19 protein-coding genes, 1 tRNA gene and 1 pseudogene are annotated in these 22,728 nt (G+C 49.1%); 13 read left to right on the plus strand and 8 right to left on the minus strand.

What is annotated here, in order from left to right:
• Positions 1–114 precede the first annotated feature (114 nt).
• The 11 genes and pseudogenes from P349_RS27065 (at position 115) to P349_RS07705 (ending at position 11,587) form a co-directional block, all read left to right on the plus strand.
• A complete protein-coding gene (locus P349_RS27065) occupies positions 115–513 on the plus strand; it encodes a hypothetical protein (protein ID WP_071995314.1) in 399 nt (132 codons plus the stop codon).
• A gap of 61 nt (positions 514–574) precedes the next feature.
• Positions 575–1,819, plus strand: coding sequence for a GIY-YIG nuclease family protein (locus tag P349_RS07735; RefSeq protein WP_032650172.1), 1,245 nt, complete (start codon positions 575–577; stop codon positions 1,817–1,819).
• Positions 1,820–1,896: 77 nt separating this feature from the next.
• On the plus strand, positions 1,897–3,723 hold the full coding sequence (locus tag P349_RS07730; RefSeq protein ID WP_032650171.1) for a 3'-5' exonuclease: 1,827 nt from the start codon (positions 1,897–1,899) through the stop codon (positions 3,721–3,723).
• Positions 3,710–5,074: a VasL domain-containing protein gene (locus P349_RS07725; protein ID WP_032650170.1), complete on the plus strand. Its 1,365-nt coding sequence runs from the start codon at positions 3,710–3,712 to the stop codon at positions 5,072–5,074. The genes P349_RS07730 and P349_RS07725 overlap by 14 nt, the downstream gene beginning before the upstream one ends.
• A gap of 17 nt (positions 5,075–5,091) precedes the next feature.
• On the plus strand, positions 5,092–5,400 hold the full coding sequence (locus P349_RS26855; protein WP_238550754.1) for a hypothetical protein: 309 nt from the start codon (positions 5,092–5,094) through the stop codon (positions 5,398–5,400).
• Positions 5,401–5,604, plus strand: a pseudogene (locus tag P349_RS25610) (tyrosine-type recombinase/integrase); the annotation flags it as partial.
• A gap of 165 nt (positions 5,605–5,769) precedes the next feature.
• Positions 5,770–6,981: an ABC-three component system protein gene (locus tag P349_RS07720; protein ID WP_032650169.1), complete on the plus strand. Its 1,212-nt coding sequence runs from the start codon at positions 5,770–5,772 to the stop codon at positions 6,979–6,981.
• Between the two features lies 1 nt (position 6,982).
• Positions 6,983–7,477, plus strand: a complete 495-nt coding sequence (locus tag P349_RS07715; RefSeq protein WP_032650168.1) for a three component ABC system middle component — start codon at positions 6,983–6,985, stop codon at positions 7,475–7,477.
• Positions 7,477–9,459 carry a DUF3732 domain-containing protein gene (locus P349_RS07710; protein ID WP_032650167.1) on the plus strand — a complete coding sequence of 661 codons (1,983 nt, stop codon included), beginning with the start codon at positions 7,477–7,479 and terminating at the stop codon, positions 9,457–9,459. The genes P349_RS07715 and P349_RS07710 overlap by 1 nt, the downstream gene beginning before the upstream one ends.
• 190 nt (positions 9,460–9,649) lie before the next feature.
• Complete coding sequence (locus P349_RS25615) at positions 9,650–10,267, plus strand: Shedu immune nuclease family protein (RefSeq protein WP_071995919.1); 618 nt, start codon at positions 9,650–9,652, stop codon at positions 10,265–10,267.
• A gap of 345 nt (positions 10,268–10,612) precedes the next feature.
• Complete coding sequence (locus tag P349_RS07705) at positions 10,613–11,587, plus strand: hypothetical protein (protein ID WP_032650166.1); 975 nt, start codon at positions 10,613–10,615, stop codon at positions 11,585–11,587.
• Between the two features lie 61 nt (positions 11,588–11,648).
• Here the strand turns inward: P349_RS07705 and P349_RS07700 are convergent, their stop codons facing one another.
• The 6 genes from P349_RS07700 to P349_RS07680 form a co-directional block, all read right to left on the minus strand.
• A complete protein-coding gene (locus P349_RS07700) occupies positions 11,649–12,563 on the minus strand; it encodes a Kiwa anti-phage protein KwaB-like domain-containing protein (protein WP_032650165.1) in 915 nt (304 codons plus the stop codon).
• Positions 12,553–13,155 carry a hypothetical protein gene (locus P349_RS0124500; RefSeq protein ID WP_024156415.1) on the minus strand — a complete coding sequence of 201 codons (603 nt, stop codon included), beginning with the start codon at positions 13,153–13,155 and terminating at the stop codon, positions 12,553–12,555. The genes P349_RS07700 and P349_RS0124500 overlap by 11 nt, the downstream gene beginning before the upstream one ends.
• Before the next feature lie 92 nt (positions 13,156–13,247).
• Positions 13,248–13,679: a DUF6530 family protein gene (locus P349_RS07695; RefSeq protein ID WP_032650164.1), complete on the minus strand. Its 432-nt coding sequence runs from the start codon at positions 13,677–13,679 to the stop codon at positions 13,248–13,250.
• 256 nt (positions 13,680–13,935) lie between these two features.
• A complete protein-coding gene (locus P349_RS07690; RefSeq protein ID WP_032650163.1) occupies positions 13,936–15,198 on the minus strand; it encodes a tyrosine-type recombinase/integrase in 1,263 nt (420 codons plus the stop codon).
• Positions 15,199–15,393: 195 nt separating this feature from the next.
• A tRNA-Phe gene (locus tag P349_RS07685) sits at positions 15,394–15,469 on the minus strand.
• A gap of 95 nt (positions 15,470–15,564) precedes the next feature.
• Entirely contained in the window at positions 15,565–16,278 is a 714-nt protein-coding gene (locus P349_RS07680; protein ID WP_032650162.1) for a DUF554 domain-containing protein, read from the minus strand.
• 181 nt (positions 16,279–16,459) lie between these two features.
• Between P349_RS07680 and P349_RS07675 the strand changes: the two genes are divergently transcribed.
• On the plus strand, positions 16,460–18,595 hold the full coding sequence (locus P349_RS07675) for an ornithine decarboxylase (protein ID WP_032650161.1): 2,136 nt from the start codon (positions 16,460–16,462) through the stop codon (positions 18,593–18,595).
• 107 nt (positions 18,596–18,702) lie between these two features.
• On the opposite strand, the gene P349_RS07670 is transcribed toward P349_RS07675, so the two are convergent.
• Both P349_RS07670 and P349_RS07665 read right to left on the minus strand, forming a co-directional pair.
• Positions 18,703–19,395: a response regulator gene (locus P349_RS07670; protein WP_024906541.1), complete on the minus strand. Its 693-nt coding sequence runs from the start codon at positions 19,393–19,395 to the stop codon at positions 18,703–18,705.
• Entirely contained in the window at positions 19,385–21,010 is a 1,626-nt protein-coding gene (locus tag P349_RS07665) for an ATP-binding protein (protein ID WP_032650159.1), read from the minus strand. The genes P349_RS07670 and P349_RS07665 overlap by 11 nt, the downstream gene beginning before the upstream one ends.
• 345 nt (positions 21,011–21,355) lie before the next feature.
• On the opposite strand from P349_RS07665, the gene P349_RS07660 reads away from it, so the two are divergent.
• Positions 21,356–22,717 (plus strand): 2-hydroxycarboxylate transporter family protein, encoded by a 1,362-nt coding sequence (locus P349_RS07660; protein WP_032650157.1) that lies wholly within the window; start codon positions 21,356–21,358, stop codon positions 22,715–22,717.
• Positions 22,718–22,728: the final 11 nt, after the last annotated feature.

Here is a 22,728-nt window from a genome sequence, read left to right on the forward strand (position 1 = left end):
GAAAAATGAATCATTATTTTTTGCTTTGAATCATTGCAAGTTTTCCAGACGAAACGGTTAATAGCTTGCGGATTACTTCGCCCCAAAGTAACGAAATAAATCACGGACAGGGAAATGAGAAAATTAATCTACCTTCTGGTTTCAGGAATACTATTTACGGCACAAGCCGATGCTGCGCGTGGAAGGCAGCCCTGCTCAGGTTCAAAAGGCGGTATAGCGCACTGCACATCTGATGGACGCTTTGTCTGTAATGACGGGAGTCTGAGTCAATCGAAACGATTTTGTTCCGGGTATGGTTCCTCAGAAACCAGCAATCCGATAAGACCGTCCACTTCCACCCGAAAAACGCAGACGAAAAAGGTGACAACGGCGAAAAAGCAGGAGCCGCAACGTGTTGCAGAAAACGACGAACCGGTCAGTACCCAACCCCGACAGCCCACATGTGCTCCCCTCTATATGGCCAGTAAGCCCGGATACACCCATTTACCGATTTGCTCAGGGAACCAGTATTAATCCCCTTGCCCATTTTCAGTTTAAATCGTCAGGATTAAAAGAAGAAAGGAAAAAATAAAATATGGCACGAAGAAAAAAAGATGACAATGCTGCGGGTATTATTCTGGTTATTATTGGCGTCATTGCCTGGGGTGTTTATGTCGCGGTAAGAGCATTAATCAATATTAATGAGCGATTTATTGAATCTGTGTCGAATCCGGCCGGTATCATCGGTCTGTTCTTTGGTTTACTGATAGCCGTTGCGTTGATAATCCGGGTTTTCATTTCCCGTGGCTTCAGGAAGAAAACAGCGGAGCTCGAACAGGCCCTTTCGGGGCTGGCACAGAAAGAGAAAGCTTTTGAAGAGAGAGTCAGTACCGGGGTGGCTCGTGGAATACACCAGGAAAAGAAGCAACTTTCCGGTCAGTGGGATGACTTTCACCATGCCAGAAATAAAGCCACCCGGGCACTGCAGCGTATTGTCGATTCCGCTTATAAATTTAAGGTCAAAACCCTGCTTTCCGGCACCACGGTAAATAACTGGCAAAGTAAGTACGACCAGCTCAGGAAGGAGAGAGAGGCTTACACGGCCATCAGCGAGAAAATCACCTTTCTGGAACTGGAAGATAATGCCGACTGGGAAGGCGTAAAACAGCAGTTTCTGGATAAGGTCGCCCTGCTGGAAAAAGCGCAGGAAGAAAAAGAATATCAGGCTGAGCTCAAGCGTCAGATGCGGGAAGAGAAACAGCGTCAGGATGAACTGGAGCAGCAGCAGCGCGAAGCGGAAGAGGAGGAGCAACGCCTTGCTGAGCAGCAGCGTTTACTGGAAGAAGCTCTGCACGCCGCTGAAGGTGCGCACCGGGAAGAGCTGGAAAGACAGCGTCTGGAGCTGGAGCAGAAAATTCAGGACGTGCATCAACAGTATGAACGCGCCAAATCCATGGCCCAGCTCACGAAGCAGGGACATGTGTATGTGATTTCGAATATCGGCTCCTTCGGTGAAAATGTCTTCAAAATCGGCATGACCCGACGGCTGGAGCCCATGGAGCGTGTGAAAGAACTGAGCGGGGCAGCCGTGCCGTTTGATTTTGACGTCCACGCCATGATTTCCTGTGATGACGCTCCTGCGCTTGAAAAGACGCTGCATGATCATCTGGAAAACTACCGGATTAACCGAATCAACCTGCGTAAGGAATTCTTCCGGGTCGAGCTCAGCCGGATTATCGATGAGGTTGAGCGTCATCACGGGCAGGTTGAATATATCGCCGACCCGGTGGCGCTACAGTATCTGCAGAGTCTCGAATATGCAGAAAGCGAAGCCGCATAACATTATATTCTCAAATTTTGACAGCGGAACTATTGCAGGGCTTCGCTGATGTACTGCACATAAGTGGATAACATTGTATGGCGAAATTAATGACGTCCCTGACGCTATGTTCAGGGAGAATGACGCACGGGGAGCGCCGTGTAGCCCAGCGCCTTGAATCACATCTCGCGGAGGACTGCCTTGCCTGGTACGACATTCCGGTGGGGCGGCAATACAGGCATCCTGACTTTGTTATTATCGATCCCGCAAACGGCCTTATTTTTCTTGAAGTCAAAGACTGGAAGCTGAGCACCCTTCAGCATATTGACCCACAGACTGTGACTCTCCTGACTGCACAGGGAGAAAAGCAGGAACAAAATCCGCTGATACAGGTCAGAGAGTATGCCTGTGCGACCGTCGAATCGTTATCCCGTGAGCCAAAACTGCAGCAAAATACCGGCCTTTACAAAGGTAAGCTTAATATTGCCTGGGCTTATGGTGTTGTATTCACCAATATCACCCGCCAGCAGCTGCTCTCCCTTTCTGACGACGGGGCTGTGGAATCCATATTTCCCCAGGCGCTGACGATTTGTCAGGATGAAATGACTGAGTCTGTCTCTGTTTCCGCTTTTCGTTCTAAAATTTCGGGATTGTTTACCACCCGTTTCAGACCGGCAGTCACTCCGGCTGTCAGGGATATTCTCCGCCAGCACCTGTTCCCGGAGATTGCTATCCGGTCGAAGAAAAAAAGTAATCAGGTCTGCAGGGTAATGGACCTGCAGCAGGAGGTTCTGGCTCGTAATCTCGGGGAAGGGCATCGCGTCATCCATGGTGTGGCGGGTTCCGGCAAGACGCTTATTTTACTCTACCGCTGTCTGTATCTTTCAGAAACGACAACGCGTCCTGTATTAGTGCTGTGTTTTAATATTATTCTGGCGAACTATATCCGTGAATGTGTTGCTGAAAGAGGGCTGTCGGGAAAAGTGCACGTATTTCACTTCCACGACTGGTGCGCGAGCGCTGCCCGAAAATTCAAACTTAATGTGAGCGGTGACGGGCTGTACTTTGATAACTGTTTTACCGCGCTGGAAGATGCGGTTAACAGCGGTGCCGTGACCGACAGTGGTTATGATGCCGTGCTGATTGACGAGGGTCATGATTTCGACCAGCGCTGGCTTTCATTAATCGCCCGGTTGTTTGATAACACAACCCGTTCACTGCTGCTGATGTACGATGATGCGCAGTCCCTGTACCGACGTGAGAGAGCACTAAACTTTTCGCTGGCGAGTGTGGGTATCCAGGCCCAGGGGCGAACGTCAGTCCTTCGGGTGAACTATCGTAATCCCTGCCGCATTCTCAATTTCGCTTACGCCTTCTCACGCGACTATTTTGAAAGTCATCATAATCAGGAGCTCCCTCTGGTGCTGCCGGAAGCCTGCGGAGAGGAGGGTGATATTCCATATATTGAATTATGCCGGTCTGAAGCGGAGGAGGCCCATCGTGTTATTGCATGGCTGAAAGAGCAACACGCGGTTGCGGGCCGCTGGGGAGATATGGCTGTGCTGTGCCCGACACGTTATTCAGCAGTCAGGCTCACTGTATTGCTGGAGCAGCATAAGATACCCACCGCTATTAGCTTTACCTCCGGGGATAAAAAAGCCTATTCACATCGCGACGATGTTGTACACTTCATGACCTTCCAGAGCAGTAAAGGTCTTGAATTTCCTTACGTTGCCGTCATCAATGCGTCTTTTGTTCATAAAGCTGCTGAGGATGAGTCGGAAGCCATCCCGGCGCTTTATGTAGCGTTTACCCGCGCGACGCGTTCGCTGCTGGTGACCTGCTACAAAGAAAACAGCATCAGTCGTCAGCTGACAAAATTTGCCGGCGTGGATCTGCAGGAGCAACAGGATGACTATGCATAAAACGTTAAAAACCGGCGGCGACCCGCGGCTGCTGCCGGATTATGCCGCCCTGCGTGATGAGCTGAGTAAACTGACGCATCCGGCTCGCCCGGATGTGAACTGGCGTTATGCGGAAAAACTCTGTCTCTCACTGTTCGAGCAAAACGGTGTGGAATTGCAAACGGCAGCCTGGTATACGCTTGCGCGTACGCAGCTGGCCGGCTTATTCGGGCTCAATGAAGGGCTGACGATACTCAAGGCCCTGATAAACCATCAGTGGGGGGCACTGTGGCCTCAGCCAGTCCATGCCCGAATGGAAATCCTCAGCAGTCTGAGTCAGCGCCTGCAGCAACGGATGCGCTCGCTTCCGCTGAATTACAGCGACCTCAGCCAGCTGTACCGGGCGGAGCAACTGCTTACGGGTCTGGGAGAAGTACTGCAGCGCCTGGAGCTAAAACATCTGAGCCAGCTCGATACGCTGCGTACCCTGATGCACAACAGTGCTGTCCGGCTGGAAAACAGCGATAGTACCGGGTCGAACATTCAGTCTGGTATTGTGTTGCCTGCCACCGTGATGAATGATGCGACAGCATCCACGAGAGACTTTGCTGGTGGACCGGATGAAGATACGCCAGAGAGTGCAGTGAAGTGGGTTTTCGTTGCGCAACCGGAACCGCAGCCGAATGTAGAAGTACTGTCGACAATGCCTGCTCCGGTTAAAAAGTGGAAGTCCTTCGTCGCCGGGATGTGTACCATGCTGGTGATAAGCATAGTCTCAGTGTGGAGCTGGCATTTTCTTCACCGTCCAGACCCTCTGCAGACTCGGCTTGCAGCTTCACTGGCTCCGTTCCCTGCACCTCTCACGTCTGAACAACTGGGGATGTTGCGTCAGCAGACTCCATTACCGCAGGACCTTATCGCACAGACACAGCATCAGCTTGCCCGACTGGATAAGTTGCCTCCTGACTGGAATATTGCATACAGCAGAAAACTCATCGAACAGGTCCAGGTATTGTGGCCGGAGCAGGCAAAGCCCCTGGTACAGCAGTGGCGGCAACAGATTAATATCTCAGTTCTTCCTGTCGACAAAACGAACGGCTGGCATGAAGGTATGACGCAGCTTCAGGCTCTTGCCGATAAACTGAATGCACTTGATGGTCAGAGAGGAAAATACATTACCGTCAGTGAACTTAAATCGCAGGTCTTTGGCATGCTGACAAGCTTCCGGCAGGCCGTGCCGGTGGAAGAACAGCTTCGGCAGTTGAAGCTACTCCCTGAAGATTCGCTGCAGCGTCAGCAGCAGGTCCAACAGGCTGAGCAGCACCTCCGGGCTCAAATCTCTACGCTGGCGCAGGAAAAACAACGCGACTGATACTAGGGAGGTCTGACATGGTTGATAAAACGCAGCGTCACCGTAATCACTGGACACCGTGGTCGGTTGCCGAAATTACGTTTGTGGAACAACACTATGATCAGTTGTCTGCCCGTGAAATCGGGGAACGGCTTGGCAGGTCTACCAATGGGGTGGCCCGGATTGCTCAGCTTTCAGGTCTGTCCCGTGGCGTGACGCCGCCCTGGTCGGAAGAGGAGCTGGCATTGCTCCGGACCCACTATACAGAAGGTATAGAGTATGTAATGTCATTGTTACCCGGGCGTTCACGCAAGGCTAACCTCTGCATATTTCGACGTACCTCGTGATCGCATCTGGCGGCGTTAGGAATTGATCCAGTAGTTGCAGAACGCTGCCTGAACCACAGAATCAAAGGCGTTGAGGGGATATACAACCGTTATCAGTATTTCGATGAGAGGAAGCAGGCGTTGGAGTTGTGGGCTGATTTGCTCGTATCTCTGGAAAGAGGTGAAGGCTATAACGTGATGCCACTAAGAAAGGTTATCGCATAAAGGAGACAGTCCCAGCTTTTCGTTAAAAAGGCTAGATATTTCAAGATAATGGTTTCGAATGTGAACTTGAACAGAATTCTGGGTGATAAACTAGATTTTCACCATTATCTTCTTGTAATATGCCCAAAAGGGTGAAATAGCACCTTCTATTTCGGATGGAACCATATGGCAATTTCAAAAAAGAATGGTCAATCTAAGCCCAAGCGGAAAACTGAGGTTCCTGGTCAAGCGTTAGGGTACAGCCTTCAATTTACACTCCTCACTCATTTGTTGCTTCAAGCCCCTGAGGGTAGTCTTTGCAGTTTGGAGGTACTTGATGACGTTGCCCAAGAGAATAATTCTGGTGATATCAGATTCATTCAAAGTAAAAGCGCTCTTACAGCTAATCCTGCAGCTGATCGTGCAAAATCATTATGGAAAACACTTTCTAATTGGATTGACCTTGCTACATCCCCAGGCTTCGAAGTGGAAAAAGCTATTTTTGAGCTATATGTATCGCGTCCAGTTGAAGGGAGTATAGTTAAAAAGTTTAATGAAGCTAAAACAACAGAGGATGCCCAAGAAGCCATTACCCATGCCCGAACAGAATTATGGGGAGATTCACCACACTTCACTTTGAAGGATGGCATCTCGAAAGAAATTTCCAAATACGTCGAAAAAGTCTTTACCGCAGACCAAAACCTTCTACAACGACTTATTTGCAACTTTCAACTGACACTTGGTAGTGGTAGCCCACAAGCAGATCTTGAAGCATGTGTGCGAAGCCATCCTGTCTCGCCTTCAAAGGTTAGTGATATCACTAATTACCTTTGCGGAAAAGTGAAACGCCACATCGATATGCTTCTAGAAACAGAAAAACCTGCTGTCATTGCCCGTGATGATTTTTACACCTGGTACAAAGCATATGTTCAGAAAATAGATCGCCAGATGGTTCTTTCTAGCCGTGCTCAGGCCCCAGCAAAAGAGAAGGCTCAGGAGTATCTTCCTGATAAATTTGTCCAACAATTAGAGATCATCGGCCTGCCTTATGAAGAAATACTTGGAGCCATAAGTGACTATTTAATGGCCTCATTCGACCGAACTGATTGGGCTGCGCGGGGAGAGGTTGACGAAACCTCATTTGATGATTTGGATACTCTGCTTCAGAGAACATGGAAGAATAAACAGAGAATCTGTGGTTTAACACACAGAGAAAAGCCCGAACAAGATCAAGGGCAGCTACTTTACTTTGAATGTATGCAGTTTAATACCCCACTTCAGGCTATGTCTCCGCCAAGCCATTTTATTCCCGGTTGCTATCATATTTTAGCTGATAGCTTAGCTGTAGGATGGCATCCAAACTATACGACGCAGTTGAAGAATAAGAAGGTCGCATAAAATGCTGGCAAGGGAAGCTCAAAATATTCAGAATCCTGCATTAGGCGCTGCCCTTGTATGGCGGTTTTGTTGTGGTTATGTCAAAACTAATCGGGTAAGCGCGCCCCCTCCCCTTCCATTTCTCTTTCTGGTACTTCCTATAATTCTGCATCAAGAGACTTCTGAGTTTGTTAAGCGTACCTATAAAAGTTCAGGACTGCGGGCTTTTGCTGCAAAGTTTGGCGATTCAACGGTATCAAAGCAAGATTTGCTGTTTCAAATTCATGAACGTTCAATCCGTTGGCGACAGCTTAGCCTGCGATCAATTGAGCTTGCTGTCGCAGGCGATCTACTCAAATTGCAAGATGAGGGTGATGTAATCCCTTTATCGAAAACAAAGGCGAGGGGATTATCGGATGAGGTAAAGACACTCATGGATTTGGCAGAAAAACTGGGCTCTTGGTTTGGCGAACTCTCGATTCATGAGGTTGTGACAACTTTAAAGGTGAAACTCTAATGTATTTTCAAATTCGAGGCATCATACTCTGGCCACGAAATAAAAAATTTAAGCCTCGTACCATTCGTTTTGAACTCGGCAAAGTTAATGTCATCAGTGGTGCCTCACGCACTGGGAAATCGGCAGTAATTCCCATCATTGATTATTGTCTTGGTTCCAATAGCTGTTCAATTCCAGTAAATACTATTCGTAGATATTGTGAGTGGTTTGGGATCGTCGTGGCAACAGAGCAAGGTGAAAAATTGTTGGCACGAAAAGAACCAGGAAACCAACGTAGCACCACTGAGATGTATGTATTAGAGGCTGAAAATATCTCGTCCATCCCCAGCCGTCTGGAAAAAAATACTAATGTTATTGCAGTAAAGAGAATGCTTGATGATTTGGCTAACCTTTCGAATCTTGACTTTTCAGGTGGTGATGAAAATTCAGGATTTGATGGCCGACCAGCTTTTCGTGATTTAGCTGCTTTCACATTTCAACCGCAAAACGTTGTTGCTAATCCCGATGTTTTATTCTTTAAAACTAATACCTATGAACATAGGGAAAAATTGCGGAAGATTTTTCCCTATGTCCTTGGTGCAGTAACATCTGAATTAATGGCTAAACAGTTTGAGCTCAATAGAACTCGCCTATTGTTACGTCGCAAAGAACGAGAACTCAAAGATGCCCAAGCTATATCAGCACAATGGCTTGCTGATTTAAAGTCTAAGTACAGTGAGGCCCAAGAGCTTGGCTTGGTACCTAAACCGCAAGAACAGTTATCCCGAGAGCAAATGATTGGGCATCTTGAAGATGTTATTTCACAAACCGATCTAGCTTTGGAAGTAACCGTATCAACAATTTCAGACGCTTTGGATGAATTAAATAAGCTTGAAAACGAAGAGCGATTAGTTTCTCGTGAACTAACTACAATGCGTCACCGTCTTGAAGAAATGAACCGTCTAAGAGTTGGAGTACATCAATATGAAAATGCCCTTCTAATGCAACGTGACCGGCTTAAAATTTCTGGCTGGTTATTATCTAACGCAAATGATGAGTCAGATTGCCCCATGTGTGGTAGCCATTCTGATTCTGCCAAGCAAAAGCTACAAGTTCTTGTCCAACGACTTTCAGATGTTGAGGCTGCGATAGGAGCTGATACCCATAAGGAAGTTCCAGCCGCATTTGATAGAGAGCTACAACGTGTAACCTCTGAAGTGTCTAACGCAACCGAGCGTTTAAGGTCCATCCAGTTAAGTAAGCGAGCTTTAACGAGCAGATCGAAGGCGGCGCGTGAGCAACAGTTTTCCACTAGGCGTGCTGAGCGTTTCGTCGGCAATATCGAATCTGCGCTAGAGTTACATAGAAAACTAGGAAGCGATAGTGAACTTGTAGAAGAAGTTAATAATCTCAAAGAAATAGTACAGAACTTGGAAAAAGAGTTACGTGAAAAAGATATCGAATTGCGTAAAAACCAAGCATTAAGAGTTATTAACGCTAAAGCGGGGAATATCCTTCAAGGTTTAGATGTTGAAGACCCAAATGCACCTATTTCTTTAGAAATTAATGACCTAACAATCAAAGTATTAGGGGGGGAGCGTGATGATTATCTTTCAGAGATAGGAAGTGGCTCAAATTGGCTCTCCTATCATTTGGCAGTATTACTCTCTCTCCATCAATTTTATTTAAGTCAAAAAAATAATCCTGTACCTAGTTTTCTTATTCTTGATCAACCAAGTCAGGTCTATTTTCCTAAATCTACTCAGCTTCAAAACGTTGCTAATGAAGATGAACCAAAGCTTCGTGATGAAGATGTTGAAGCTGTTAGACGGGCATTTGAAACAATGGGTAATGTAGTGATTAAGGAAAATGGGAAACTTCAACTAATAGTTTTAGATCATGCACCACGCGAAGTTTGGGGAGAAATTGATGGTGTCGTTGGATTGCCAGAATGGCGCGACGGTATTAAATTGGTCCCGATGGAATGGTTAACTGATGCTTAATTAAATCATCTATTATTCCGTATACAGAGGTTAAAACCTATCAGACTAAAATCATATTACTTTTTCTGATAGGTTTTTGATATTTGACTCTTCTGATTTTCAATATCAATATATCCGAGCAGTGAGGCTCATGTACTGTTAGAAAAGCTATTAACTCACAAAGTTGGTTGAACTAATAATGGGTATAAAAATGAACGAATTGATCGCCTTAATTAATACTGACCCCGAAGAGTCTACAGTGCAGAAATTTTTCGAGAAACATCCGGCCTCAATCATTGGCACTGCCTATGCGCTATCGAATGCATTGATAGCTAAACTTCCATTAGGTGTCGATTTTGTTACAGATTTTACATGGGTAAATCCTCGTTCTGGGCCTACATATGTTTATCTGATTGAAATCGAAAAACCTTCTAAATCAATTTTTAATAAAGATGATTCATTTACTCAAAGTTTCAATCACGCATACGGACAAGTGGAAGATTGGCTGGGTTGGTACGCGAGAAACCAAGATGCCTTTCGAGATATATTAGTCCCATTAAAGTCTCATAATGACTTACCGCCATTTTTTGCTGTAAGAGGAATTTTGATCTATGGGAGAGATTCGGAGTTAAGTAATAACAGGAGAGAGGAGCGTTGGGTTCAAAAAGGATTATCAAATCCATTTGTTGAAGTACGAACATATGATGGGTGGGGTCGTGAAAAAAACAATACTATACCTCCTCATGATATATTATCTGACTATCTATCCACTGTGCATTATTCCAACCGTTCCTATATCAACAAAGACCTCCCAGAAGTTAATATATAGTTATTTTCTAAGGGTGATTGGAGTAAAAATAGGCAGGCCTCATTAGTTATGATGACACCTGCTTATTTAATTGTCACTTTAAATATAATTCTATTTTCTTGTAAGGAAGTTTTTATAAGTCTGAGATGTGAGAATTTAAAAAAAATGGCAGTGGCATTTCTTATGAAAACACCTATTGCGTATTACCACTCACAGAGACCGCCTAATAACATTACCGAAGTACGGCTGATAACATTTCGCTGGATCGCCGAATAACGGTGTTTTTCAGGGGGGGGAGTTGTCAGTTCAGTGCTGTTCATGATAGACCATGTGTCGATATTCTTTTTACCCAGAGTCTTCTGACTAATGAGCACACATTATCGCCTGTATCCACCATTCCTCTGTGTTCCTGAAAAGCATAATTTTCCGGATGTCTGGGAGCATTTTTGTTGTAAGTTGCTGAATCTTCAGCATGGTACCAGTGAAATTTATGTCCGAAATCCTCCTGAGCAGGGGATTGATCTCTGGTATCCCTCCGCCCGAATAGCTTATCAGTGCAAGTGTGTGGAATCCGGTAAGGCTGGTGATTTCAATGTTACAAAAGCTATTGAGTCAGTCATATCAGCCAAAGCGGCCCGGCATGTGCTGGGCTGGGAAAAGTATGTTTTGTGCGTCAACGTCCCTGTTACCGGGGGGGCGGAAAAGAGGCTGAAAGAGGTCCTGCCTGACATTGATATCATGAGCGAATCGGTATGGTTGTCTCTGTGTGAAAAGCATCCCCTTGAAGTTGAACGTAATTTCAGAAAGCTTCTTGATGTTCCTCAAAACAGATTTGTTTCAGCCATTAGTAATACCTTTTCAGTACGCTATACCGAAGAGCTCCGGCAACAACTGGAAGATTCACCTTTTGATATTTTTTTGTATTCCAGTCGACAGGATTCCGTGTTTCGGATCCCTGTGGCGGGGAGCTTTACTGCGGGAGATGTAATCAACATTCTGCGGAATTTTTTCCGCCTTCCGAAACCAGCGACATTTTCAGACGAAAACATTCAGGTATCGCTTAATCATTCTTTGGTCTTTGATGGCAAAAAAGTCCCTCTTAAAAAGACCCTGGGAGAGGTGGGGGTTGTCCATGGTTCTGTCGTTACTTTCTGGACTCAATTTGCCTGGAAAGACCTTGAAGATTTCCGGTTTGATGGCGATGTTATTCATTATGGCGTTCCCACATTGAGTAAAGAAGAACGCAGGGATAGGGCACTGGCCAGATATAAAAGAATGATACAGGAAGGATTCCGTGAGGCTGAGACAGATATTATAACTGATATATCCGCAGAAAAATGAGGTGGGGGTTGATTTAGCTGGTGTTGAATCAGGGATGATGGAAAATTCATCCCTGACTTTTTTACTGAATTGGTGACGCATTCGGAACATCGTAGATATGTGCGGCAAAGTGTGACTGCAGGCGATGGTCAAGCAGGGCCTGAAATATATCGGCACAGCAGGCATCACTGGCAATAATCCTGCCCTGTTCATCAAACTGAAGATTCAGCCGGAACCGCGAGGCATGTTCCCTGAGGCTTGCCATAAACTCCGGTAACTTATAGAATCCTTTTTCTTTTATGGCCGATGCTCTTCTTAGCTGCATTGCGTTTGTTCCGACATATCTTTTTAGTGGCCCGGCATCGGTAAAGAGCTGACTGAATTCTGGTTCATCAACGAGATCGTTAAAGTTAGTAAGGTGAGCTTTTTTATAACTCAGAAGGGATTCAAACGTTTTTTTGTTTTTGATGAAAACATTGTCACCAAGAATATAAAAATCAAAATCTTTTGCTATGTTAAAACGAGGGGTGTCATCTATTTTTAATTTATTGTTTTTGAAAACAACAGATCGTAATCCGGATTGTTTTTTCGTTGCCCATGATGGATCTGTTTTTTTGACACAATGTAGTACAGTATCTCCGGACACCAGTTTCACAGAGTAAAAATCACAGTTCGCCAGTTCTTTGATTTCTTTTACTTTTCTGGCCTGTGCCTGGTCCGCAGATAGTGCTGTAATTGCAACCGCAGAGGTTTCTCCGGAACCAATCAGCATCAGGCTGGCTTCATTGTTCTGGGCCAGTAGTGAATACTCAATAGTCTCCGTGTATTTTCCTCTTTCAGCACAAATAAATTCCGTCAGTTCAGTTTTGAGTTCAGGAACAACAGTGATCCATTTCCCCCTGTATACCGGGTTACTTTTTACTGTCTGTTTCCTGAACACCCAGACAGAAAGTGTTGCACTCTGGATATCAAAATCCTGTAATTCTTTAAGTTTCATCCTTATCTCCACTAATAATAATGACAGACTGTATTGTCTGATATTCGTAATCAGAATCAGGGGAAATACTCAGGTTTGATAATACCACACCTGAGTGTGTGTTTTTGCTACCTGGATGTCGATAAGTTACTTCATACATTTTCCAGTTGAATACGATAAGTATAGGGTTGAGTATTATTTGTCCGGTCTTATAAGACAGCCAGAAGAGCCAGAGAAGAAATACAATAAACCCAAAAAATTTGTTGGTCTCTTGGTAATTAATGCTCATGAACGAAACAATGTAAGGGAGAACATAGTTCATCAGGTCTGACGGCGTATACTTTACTTCCAGAATCCTGATTTTTTGCTCATCGCTTTTAGCCAGTTTTAATATAAGCCATGAAAGAAGAAAACATACCAGGCAGATGAGAAATAAACTGACGGACAGTAATGGTTCCTTAAACGGCAGGTTACAGGAGTCAGATGTCAGTAAATCAAAGCAAAGATGCCTTTTATATTTACTGTCATCAAAATCCTGAATGAGCAGGATCATACTAAGTGGCAAATATGAGCCCAGAAATACAGCAAACGCAAACGGCAGCCTTGGGGTCATTTTACCTCCTAACCTGTGGGGGAAACTCACATCGTACCAATATTTGATGACAACCGGGAAGGTGTTTAACCAGCCGGATGCTTCCACAACGGTCAGTAGCCGGCCCTTTTTAATTCGACAGCAAGTCGTTTAAGACTCTCATCCAGATATCTGTGATTCTGCATCAGCTCTTTTTTCATTAGTTCCGTGTGATGTTCCAGGTCCGGGTTATCTCCCGCCCGACTGACCGGAAAATCATCATCAGAAGACAGACGCCCATTCCTGCTGTAATCCATCACGATACAGACTAGGGTTGCAAGGTCTATCACCCTGTGCAGAGGAAGTTCTTCTGACTGCCTTGACCATTTTTCTCCGGTATTGCGCCAGACTTTAGCTGACAACTCTGTCCAGCCGGGGGAATTCCACTGCGCGATGCCGACTGACAGGCCTTTGGCATCGCTGTCGTCAGCGTATGGACCATCAATACGATCATAATTTTCGACAGTAATGACAGGTTTATGTTTCAGATAAACGGGGATCTTCATGGTCAGTAGCCTCTGGATTGATATCAGATACTGCACAATTTACAGATTTTACTAAATTATAAAATTCTGTAAATGTAACATTATATGTTTGTTGTTTTAATTTAATTGGTTAAATGGTTAATGGAAAGCCGGGTATTTATCTGATTCTGTTTCGTACGGTTTGCTGTCAGTCTTTACAAAAAAAAATCCAGAAGGTGAAGCCAGCCAACCGTAAAGGCTGGATGGCTGATTACGGGGCTTATAAGTGAAATCCTGATTATCTCAGTGGATTATTGACTCTGGCGTAGTCAAAAGGAGAAACAACCTCGTGAATGTTTGCGTCGATAAAATCCCCCCACCATTGCAGCATCAGTCTTCGTTCATCCAGAAACTCCGCCTTGTGAATGTAAGCCGCACGTACGCCATTTCGCTCCTGATGACTCATCTGGCGTTCCACTGCGTCCCTGGACCATAACCCTGACTCAATCAACGAACTGCAGGCCATTGCCCGGAATCCGTGACCACAGACATCGACCTTTGTATCGTAGCCCATCAGTCGCAGTGCGTTATTCACGGTATTTTCACTCATGGGTTTCCATGGATTGTGATCGCCGGTGAAAATCAGTTCGTGTTCACCGCTGATGGTGTGGATCTGCTTCAGTATATCCAGCGCCTGACTGGAGAGCGGTACCAGATGCTCTGTACGCATTTTGGAGCCACGGTGCGAGTACTTGACCCCTTCAATAGGTTTCCGCTCTGGAGGAATGGTCCACATGGCTTTCCTGAAGTCGATCTCAGACCACCTGGCAAAGCGAAGCTCGCTGGAACGTATGAAGATAAGAAGGGTAAGTTTAGTTGCCAGTCGGGTGAGGGGTTGTCCCCTGTAACTCTCCAGTCGCTCGAGTAGTTCTGAAATGCGATTTAAGGCGAGGGCAGGGCGATGCTGGCGCTTCACCGTCGTTAAAGCGCCAGCCATATCCACGGCAGGGTTGTAGCTGATAATGCCTGACTGGGCGGCATAGCGCATGATTGCAGTGATACGTTGCTGAAGGCGGGCTGCAATCTCATAAATCTCTTTTGCTTCAGCTGCTTTAACGGGGACAAGTAAATCGGGAGTCCTGAGGGTGGTAATATCACGTGTGCCGATATAGGGAAATACGTGCCCCTCAAGGCTTTTGATAATCTTCTCGCTGTGAGCTTCGGACCATTTTTTATTGCTCTTATGCCATTGACGAGCAACGAGCTCAAAAGTATTTATGGCATCTGGTGCTGCTTTCTTCGCTCTCCGTTGCTCGCAGGGGTCAATGCCTTCAGAGATGAGTTTTCTGGCTTCATCGCGTTTGTCGCGAGCTTCAGACAGTGAGACGTCGGGATACTGACCAAGCGCCAGCGTTTTTTCTTTACCGAGATGACGATAGCGCAGCCGCCAGTACTTTGAGCCGTTAGGGTGAACGAGCAAAAACATGTTGCCGCTATCGGCAAGTTTGTAAGGTTTTTCATCCGGTTTAGCAGCTCGGATTTTAGCGTCAGTGAGCGCCATTGGCGGTATCTCCTGATAGTAAATGGGGTATAAATTTTATCGAATCAGACTATACCCTCAGTTGTACCCTCGCAAGGGACTTGATGCGGGTTGAAGTTGATTGAGTTGGGTGGAGTTAAGAGATTGTAGAAGTGTTGATTTTTGAGGGCTTAGAATGCAAAAACGGACCTCCGTGGAGGTCCGTTGATATGAATTTGGTGCCCGGACTCGGAATCGAACCAAGGACACGGGGATTTTCAATCCCCTGCTCTACCGACTGAGCTATCCGGGCAACGGGGCGCATTAAACCCGATCTGCCCGGTGGCGTCAACGAAAAATGTTGTTTTCGTTACAGACTGCGCAATCTCTCACCATTTCGCCGCATCCTTAAGCGAAAAAGTGCGTCCAGAGCGCGGAGAGCGGCATGGCGAGCAGCAATGCGGGCAGCATGTTCACTACGGCAAACATCTTAATCCCACAGATGCGCAGCCCGGTAGCCAGCAGCAGCAGGCCGCCGACGGCGGTAAAGTCTGCCATCATCGCCGGCGTAGTGAGCGGGAGAATTAACGTGGCGCAGGTAGCCAGTGCCAGCTGGATAAGCAGCATCGGGACGCAAATCGCCGCCACGGCGACGCCAAGAGTAGTGGCGAAAATGGTGGCGGTGAAGAAATCAAGAAACGCCTTCGCAATCAATATGCTCGGGTCGCCCGTCATTCCTTCCTGCATCGAACCGAAAATCCCGGTGCCGCTGGCGCAAAACAGAATGATGATGGCGACATAGTTTTGAATAAACGTCTCGTGCGTGCCGTGTTTCGCCTTGCCCGGTCGGGCTATCAGGTTTTTGGCTTTGCTCACCGCGCTGTTAATGCCTTTTTCCAGATAGCAAAATTCGCCAATCAGCGCACCGAGCAGGGTTGCCAGCACCATCACGGGCAGGTTGGCGCATTTGATCACTAACAGAATACCGATCCCTAACGATGCCAGGCCGAATATCGAGGGCATGGAGGTGCGAATCCGCTCCGGCAACCGCTGGCTCAGCACGGCGCCGAGTACGCCGCCCAGCAATACGGCTCCTGCGTTGATAAATGGCCCGATAACCAAAGTTAACTCCTGTTATTTAATCATTGATATTGCATTATTATGGCACGTCAGGCCTGCGCGGGCCTTAGCTTTGGGTGGTTTCGTGCATACTGATTCCTTCTTGCACCTCAAAATAAAAGGTGACATTATTGCGCGAATTTTCTCCTCCCTGTCTCACCGCTCGGTGAGGGTAACTGCGCCTATGAAAACCATGAAAATTGCCGTCAGCCGTGAGCTGGCCTCCACTGTGTCTACGCACCGCGAAAAGGTGACGCTGGACAGCACGGATTTTACCGATGTGGCGGCCGTCGTCATCACAACAGCTGAAAGTCACAGCGGCATTCTTGCACTGCTGAAACGTACGGGCTTTCAGCTACCGGTGTTTATTTTCTCTCAGGAGGCAACGGACGTACCTGACGGTGCCACCGCGGTTATATCGGGTAAAGCTCAGGAGTTTCTGGAACTGGAGACAGCTGCCAGCCGTTACGAAGAGAACCTGCTGCCGCCGTTTTTCGACACTCTGAGCCAGTATGTGGAGATGGGCAACAGCACTTTCGCCTGCCCAGGACACCAGCACGGCGCCTTTTTCAAAAAACACCCGGCAGGGCGGCAGTTCTATGATTTCTTCGGTGAGAACGTGTTTCGTGCCGACATGTGCAATGCCGACGTGAAGTTGGGCGATCTGCTGATCCACGAAGGGTCTGCCAAGCACGCGCAAAAGTTCGCGGCGAAAGTGTTCAACGCGGATAAAACCTACTTCGTGCTGAACGGAACGTCGGCGGCCAACAAGGTAGTGACCAACGCGCTGCTCACCCGCGGCGATCTGGTGCTGTTCGACCGCAACAACCATAAATCTAACCACCACGGGGCGCTGATCCAGGCGGGTGCCACGCCGGTTTATCTGGAAGCCGCGCGTAACCCGTTTGGCTTTATTGGCGGGATTGACGAGCACTGCTTTGATGATGCGTATCTGCGGGAGCTGATCCGCGAGGCGGCGCCGGAGAAAGCCGACGAGGCGCGTCCGTTCCGCCTGGCGATCATTCAGCTCGGCACCTACGATGGGACGATCTACAACGCCCGTCAGGTGATCGACAAGATCGGCCATCTGTGCGACTACATCCTCTTTGACTCCGCCTGGGTGGGCTACGAGCAATTTATTCCGATGATGGCGGCAACGTCCCCGCTGTTGCTGGAGCTGAACGAGAACGATCCGGGAATTTTCGTGACCCAGTCGGTGCATAAACAGCAGGCCGGGTTCTCGCAAACGTCGCAGATCCATAAAAAGGATAACCACATCCGCGGCCAGGCGCGTTTCTGCCCGCACAAGCGGCTGAACAACGCCTTTATGCTGCATGCCTCCACCAGCCCGTTTTACCCGCTGTTCGCGGCGCTGGATGTGAATGCCAAGATCCACGAAGGGGAAAGCGGGCGCAGGCTGTGGGCCGAGTGCGTTGAGCTGGGGATTGAGGCGCGTAAGGCAATCATTGCCAACTGTCATATGATCAAACCGTTTATCCCACCTGTGGTGGCGGGGCGGCCGTGGCAGGATCATCCGACGCACGCCATTGCCAGCGAGCTGCGCTTCTTCAGCTTTGAGCCGGGGGCCAAATGGCACGGGTTTGAGGGCTATGCTCACGAGCAGTACTTTGTCGACCCGTGCAAGCTGCTGCTGACCACGCCGGGTATCGATGCCGAAACCGGGGAGTACACCGATTTCGGGATCCCGGCGACGATTCTGGCGCACTACCTGCGCGAAAACGGCATCGTGCCGGAGAAATGCGACCTCAACTCGATCCTGTTCCTGCTGACGCCTGCCGAAAGCAGCGAGAAGCTGGCGCAGCTGGTGGCGATGCTGGGCCAGTTTGAACAGCATATTGAAGACGACACGCCGCTGGCGGACGTGCTGCCGACGATCTTCCAGAAATACCCGGTGCGCTACCGGGATTACACCCTTCGCCAGCTGTGCCAGGAGATGCACGATCTCTACGTCAGCTTTGACGTCAAGGATCTGCAGAAGGCGATGTTCCGCAAGGAGAGCCTGCCTGAGGTGGTGATGAACCCGCAGGATGCCAATCAGGCGTATATTCGCGGAGAGGTGGAGCTGGTTCGCATACGGGATGCCGAAGGGCGAATTGCGGCCGAAGGGGCGCTGCCCTATCCGCCGGGCGTGCTGTGCGTGGTGCCTGGTGAAGTCTGGGGCGGGGCGGTACAGCGTTACTTCCTGGCGCTGGAGGAGGGGATCAACCTGCTGCCGGGCTTCTCGCCGGAGCTGCAGGGGGTTTACAGCGAGAAGGATGCTGACGGGATCAAGCGGCTGTATGGGTATGTTTTAAAGTAGACCCCCTCACCCTAACCCTCTCCCCAAAGGGGAGAGGGGATTGCACGGTGCCGTCTTTTCACCCTCGCCCCTTTGGGGAGAGGGCCGGGGTGAGGGGGAACCTTTAATCAAACCGCACTACGCTTGTACATCCTCCTCGGATGCCCAATCTTGCCGTACAGCATCTCCACCGTCAGAAAACCCGCCTCCACGCAGTGTTCCAGATAGCGCCGGGTGGTGGTTTTGCTTAATCCCGTTTCGCTCACCACCTCATCCACGGTAAAGCAGTGGGTTGCCTTGTCGTTAAACAGCGACTGCACCCGCGCCAGCGTATTCTCCTCAATACCCTTGCTGCCGTTGTCCTGGCGGTAGTTTTTCGCCTGTAGCTGATACAGCGAATCCACGTTCTGCTGGTCGACAATCTTCCAGACCCGCTGCTGTTCGGCAAACTGCACAAACCGCTCCAGCGACTGGCTGAGCCGCTTCCAGGAGACGGGTTTGAGGATGTAGTCGAACGCGCCGTTGCGGATCGCCTGGCTGCAGGTATCCATATCGCTGGCGGCGGTTATAAAAATCACCGAGCAGTTGGCGCGGGCCAGCATGGGGTTATTGATCAGCGAGATCCCTTTGCCGTCTGGCAGATAGTTATCCAGCAGCACCAGCTGCGGCTGTTTGTTTGCAAGTTCTGCCTGAGCCGCAGCCAGCGACGAGGCAATGCCCACCAGCCTCAGTCGCGGATGTTTGCTTATCAGCTCCGCGTGCAGTTGCGCCAGCTCGTTCTCGTCTTCAACAATCAGTACGTCGATAAGTTCATGTTGCATAGTCGGTGTCTTCCAGTTGCCGGGCGGTTCCCGTGGCCGGGATAAACAAGGAGAAAATGGCGCCGCGCGGGGTATTATCGGCAACTTCTATCGCGCCGCCAGCCTGTGTGACATAGCTTTCGATCAGATACAGGCCAATCCCATGATCGCCGCGTGTTTTGGTGGTGATGCCGCGTTCAAAGATCCGGTCACGGATCTCCGGTGTAATGCCAACGCCCTGGTCGGCCACTTCAATAATCAGCTCCTGTTCGCTGAGTTTTATCAGCACTTCTACCGGCGCATGGGGAAGCGGCGATCGCTGTGTCGCTTCGATGGCGTTATCCAGCAGGTTGCCAATAATTGAAATCAGCTCTTGTTCCCCCAGCGGCAGGAACGGTCTGTCCAGCCGACAGGCCGGGTCGAAGCACAGCTCGACGCCTTTCTCCCGCGCGCGGGCGGCTTTCCCCAGCAGCAGGCCGCACAGGGTCGGAGAGCTGAAGTGCGAAGAGATAAAGTCCAGCAACTCCTGGGCATGCTCCGACTGCGCCTGAATGTAGCCAATGGCTTCCTCATAGCGGCCCATATGCAGCAGGCCGGAGAGCGTGGTCATTCGGTTTAACTGCTCATGGCGCATAATACGCAGGTTATCGACATAGCGTTTTACCTGGCTGAGCTGGGCGCTCAGCGAGTCGATTTCATTGCGATCGCGGAAGGTGATCACCCACCCCTGCAGCGACCCCTCAAGCATGATGTGCACCCGGCTGGCAATTACCGTGAGATCGTTAAAACGGCAAATCTCGTCATGGGTATCTTTCGCCAGCATCGTCTGTGTGTCGAAGAACGGGACCGGATCGATAACCTGGCTTATCAGCTGTCCGCGCAGCTCCCGGGCCGGCTGGCTCAGACCCAGCAGCTTGCGCGCCGCCTGGTTGATCACCTCAATCCGCCGCCGATCGTCAATGGCAATCACCCCTTCATAAATAGACTCCATTAGCGCCTTCTGCTGGCGCACCAGCAGCCCGATTTCTCGCGGCTCAAGAGAGAAGATCTGCTTCTTGATGCTGCGGGTAAAGAACCAGGAGAAGATAAAGAGAGCGATTAGCAGCAGCACGGCGGCAATCAGGATATTGACCACCTTACTGACGGTAATGGTGTCCAGGTAGCTGGTGAGATAGCCGACCGAAACAATGCCGACCACCTGTCCGACAGCGTTGAAGATGGGGGCCTTACTGCGCAGCGAAATACCCAACCCGCCTTTGCGAATGGTGGTGGTGCTTTTACCCTGCAATACGGCTTCGTTGTCTCCGCCAACCAGGGTTGTGCCCACTCTGTCGGCAAAGACGGAGTGAAAAAGATGCTGACCCTTATTATCACCAATCACAATAAAGCTGGCGTCACTGTGCGCAGAAATCTTCTGCATAAAATCATGGATGGCGCTGATATTTTTTTGTTCAACTTCATTACGCAATGTCGGAATAAGTGCAATCTCTTCAGCCTGTATTTTGGCTCGCGTACTCATTTCCTGATATAGCTGTTTCCCGACGTCGGCATAATAATATCCGCCCAGTAACGCAAAAAGTACTGAGAAAAAGGCAACCAGCGAAATAAACAACTTGATCTGGAAAGAGACTTTCATAACTATCACGCAAGGTAGCAGCAAAGATCGCCAATATATCATCTTTTTTCGCGCGGACGTCCGCTTTGCCGAAAACTTGTGATCCCTTGCACAGCGGGCGCTGTAAAAGCGTTATCCTAAAGTCTGGCGTGCCTCTGGCTGCATGAACAAATGTTATTTGTTTGTTCGATTCGGAAAAGAAACCATAAAAACCACGCTAATAAATAAGGTATAAATCACATTAAATAAAAGAAACCATTAAAACCATAGCTGCCATTAAAACTTCGCTTTTAATATGCCATTCCTCACATAAAGTAAGCCTTTGTGACTCTAAGCTGAACGCACAAAATAACCAAGGGGCTTATTATGAGCACAACTGACGATTCTTTCTCTGTTACCCACGACCCGATTGAAATTCAGCGGCCTTCGCTCAAAGAGCGCTGGTGGCATATTATGGATACCTGGAAAATTGGGATTATTCCTCTGCCGCTGTTCGTTCTGGCGGGTGCACTGATCGCGATTGATTGCCTGGGCGGAAAACTGCCGAGCGATATCGTGGTGATGGTGGCAACGCTGGCCTTCTTTGGCTTTGCCTGCGGCGAGTTTGGCAAACGCCTGCCGATTGTCGGCAAGCTCGGTGCGGCGGCGATTTGCGCCACCTTTATTCCTTCCGCGCTGGTCTATTACGGCCTGCTGCCGGACGTGGTGGTTGAGTCCACCACCAAGTTCTACAAATCCACCAACATTCTCTATCTCTATATCTGCTGCATTATTGTCGGCAGCATCATGAGCATGAACCGCACGGTGCTGATTCAGGGCTTCCTGCGCATCTTCTTCCCGATGCTGTGCGGCGAAATCGTCGGCATGCTGGTGGGGATGGGCGTCGGCCTGGCGCTGGGTCTTGAGCCGTTCCAGATCTTCTTCTTTATCATTCTGCCTATTATGGCGGGCGGCGTCGGGGAAGGGGCGATCCCGCTTTCCATCGGCTATGCCACCTTACTGCACATGGACCAGGGCGTGGCGCTCGGCCGCGTGCTGCCGATGGTGATGCTCGGCGGTCTGACGGCGATCATCATCTCCGGCTGCCTGAACCAGCTCGGTAAACGTTTCCCGCACCTGACCGGTGAAGGCCAGCTGATGCCTAACCGCGCCAATGCCGATACCACCGTCTCTCAGCCTGCGTTCTCCGGCAAAGCGGATGTGACCACTATCGCCTCCGGCGCGCTGCTGGCGGTGCTGCTCTACATGCTGGGCATGCTCGGCCACAAGCTGATTGGCCTGCCTGCTCCGGTCGGCATGCTGTTTATGGCGGTGCTGGTGAAGCTCTGCAACGGCGCCTCTCCACGCCTGCTGGAAGGTTCTCAGGTGGTGTACAAATTCTTCCAGACTTCTGTGACCTACCCGATCCTCTTCGCCGTTGGCGTGGCCATCACCCCGTGGCATGAACTGGTGGCGGCGTTCACCGTCAGCAACCTGCTGGTGATTGTCAGCACCGTTTCTGCACTGGTCGCCACCGGCTTCTTCGTCGGCAAAAAGATTGGTATGCATCCGATTGATGTCGCTATCGTCTCCTGCTGCCAGAGCGGCCAGGGCGGTACCGGCGACGTGGCGATCCTGACCGCAGGCAACCGCATGAGCCTGATGCCGTTCGCCCAGATTGCTACCCGTATCGGCGGCGCGATTAACGTCTCTGTCTCACTGCTGATTCTGGGCAACTTCCTCGTTTAAGTTTTCAGGAA

It is taken from the genome of Enterobacter sp. DC4 (assembly GCF_000568095.1).
Lineage (GTDB): Bacteria > Pseudomonadota > Gammaproteobacteria > Enterobacterales > Enterobacteriaceae > Enterobacter > Enterobacter pseudoroggenkampii.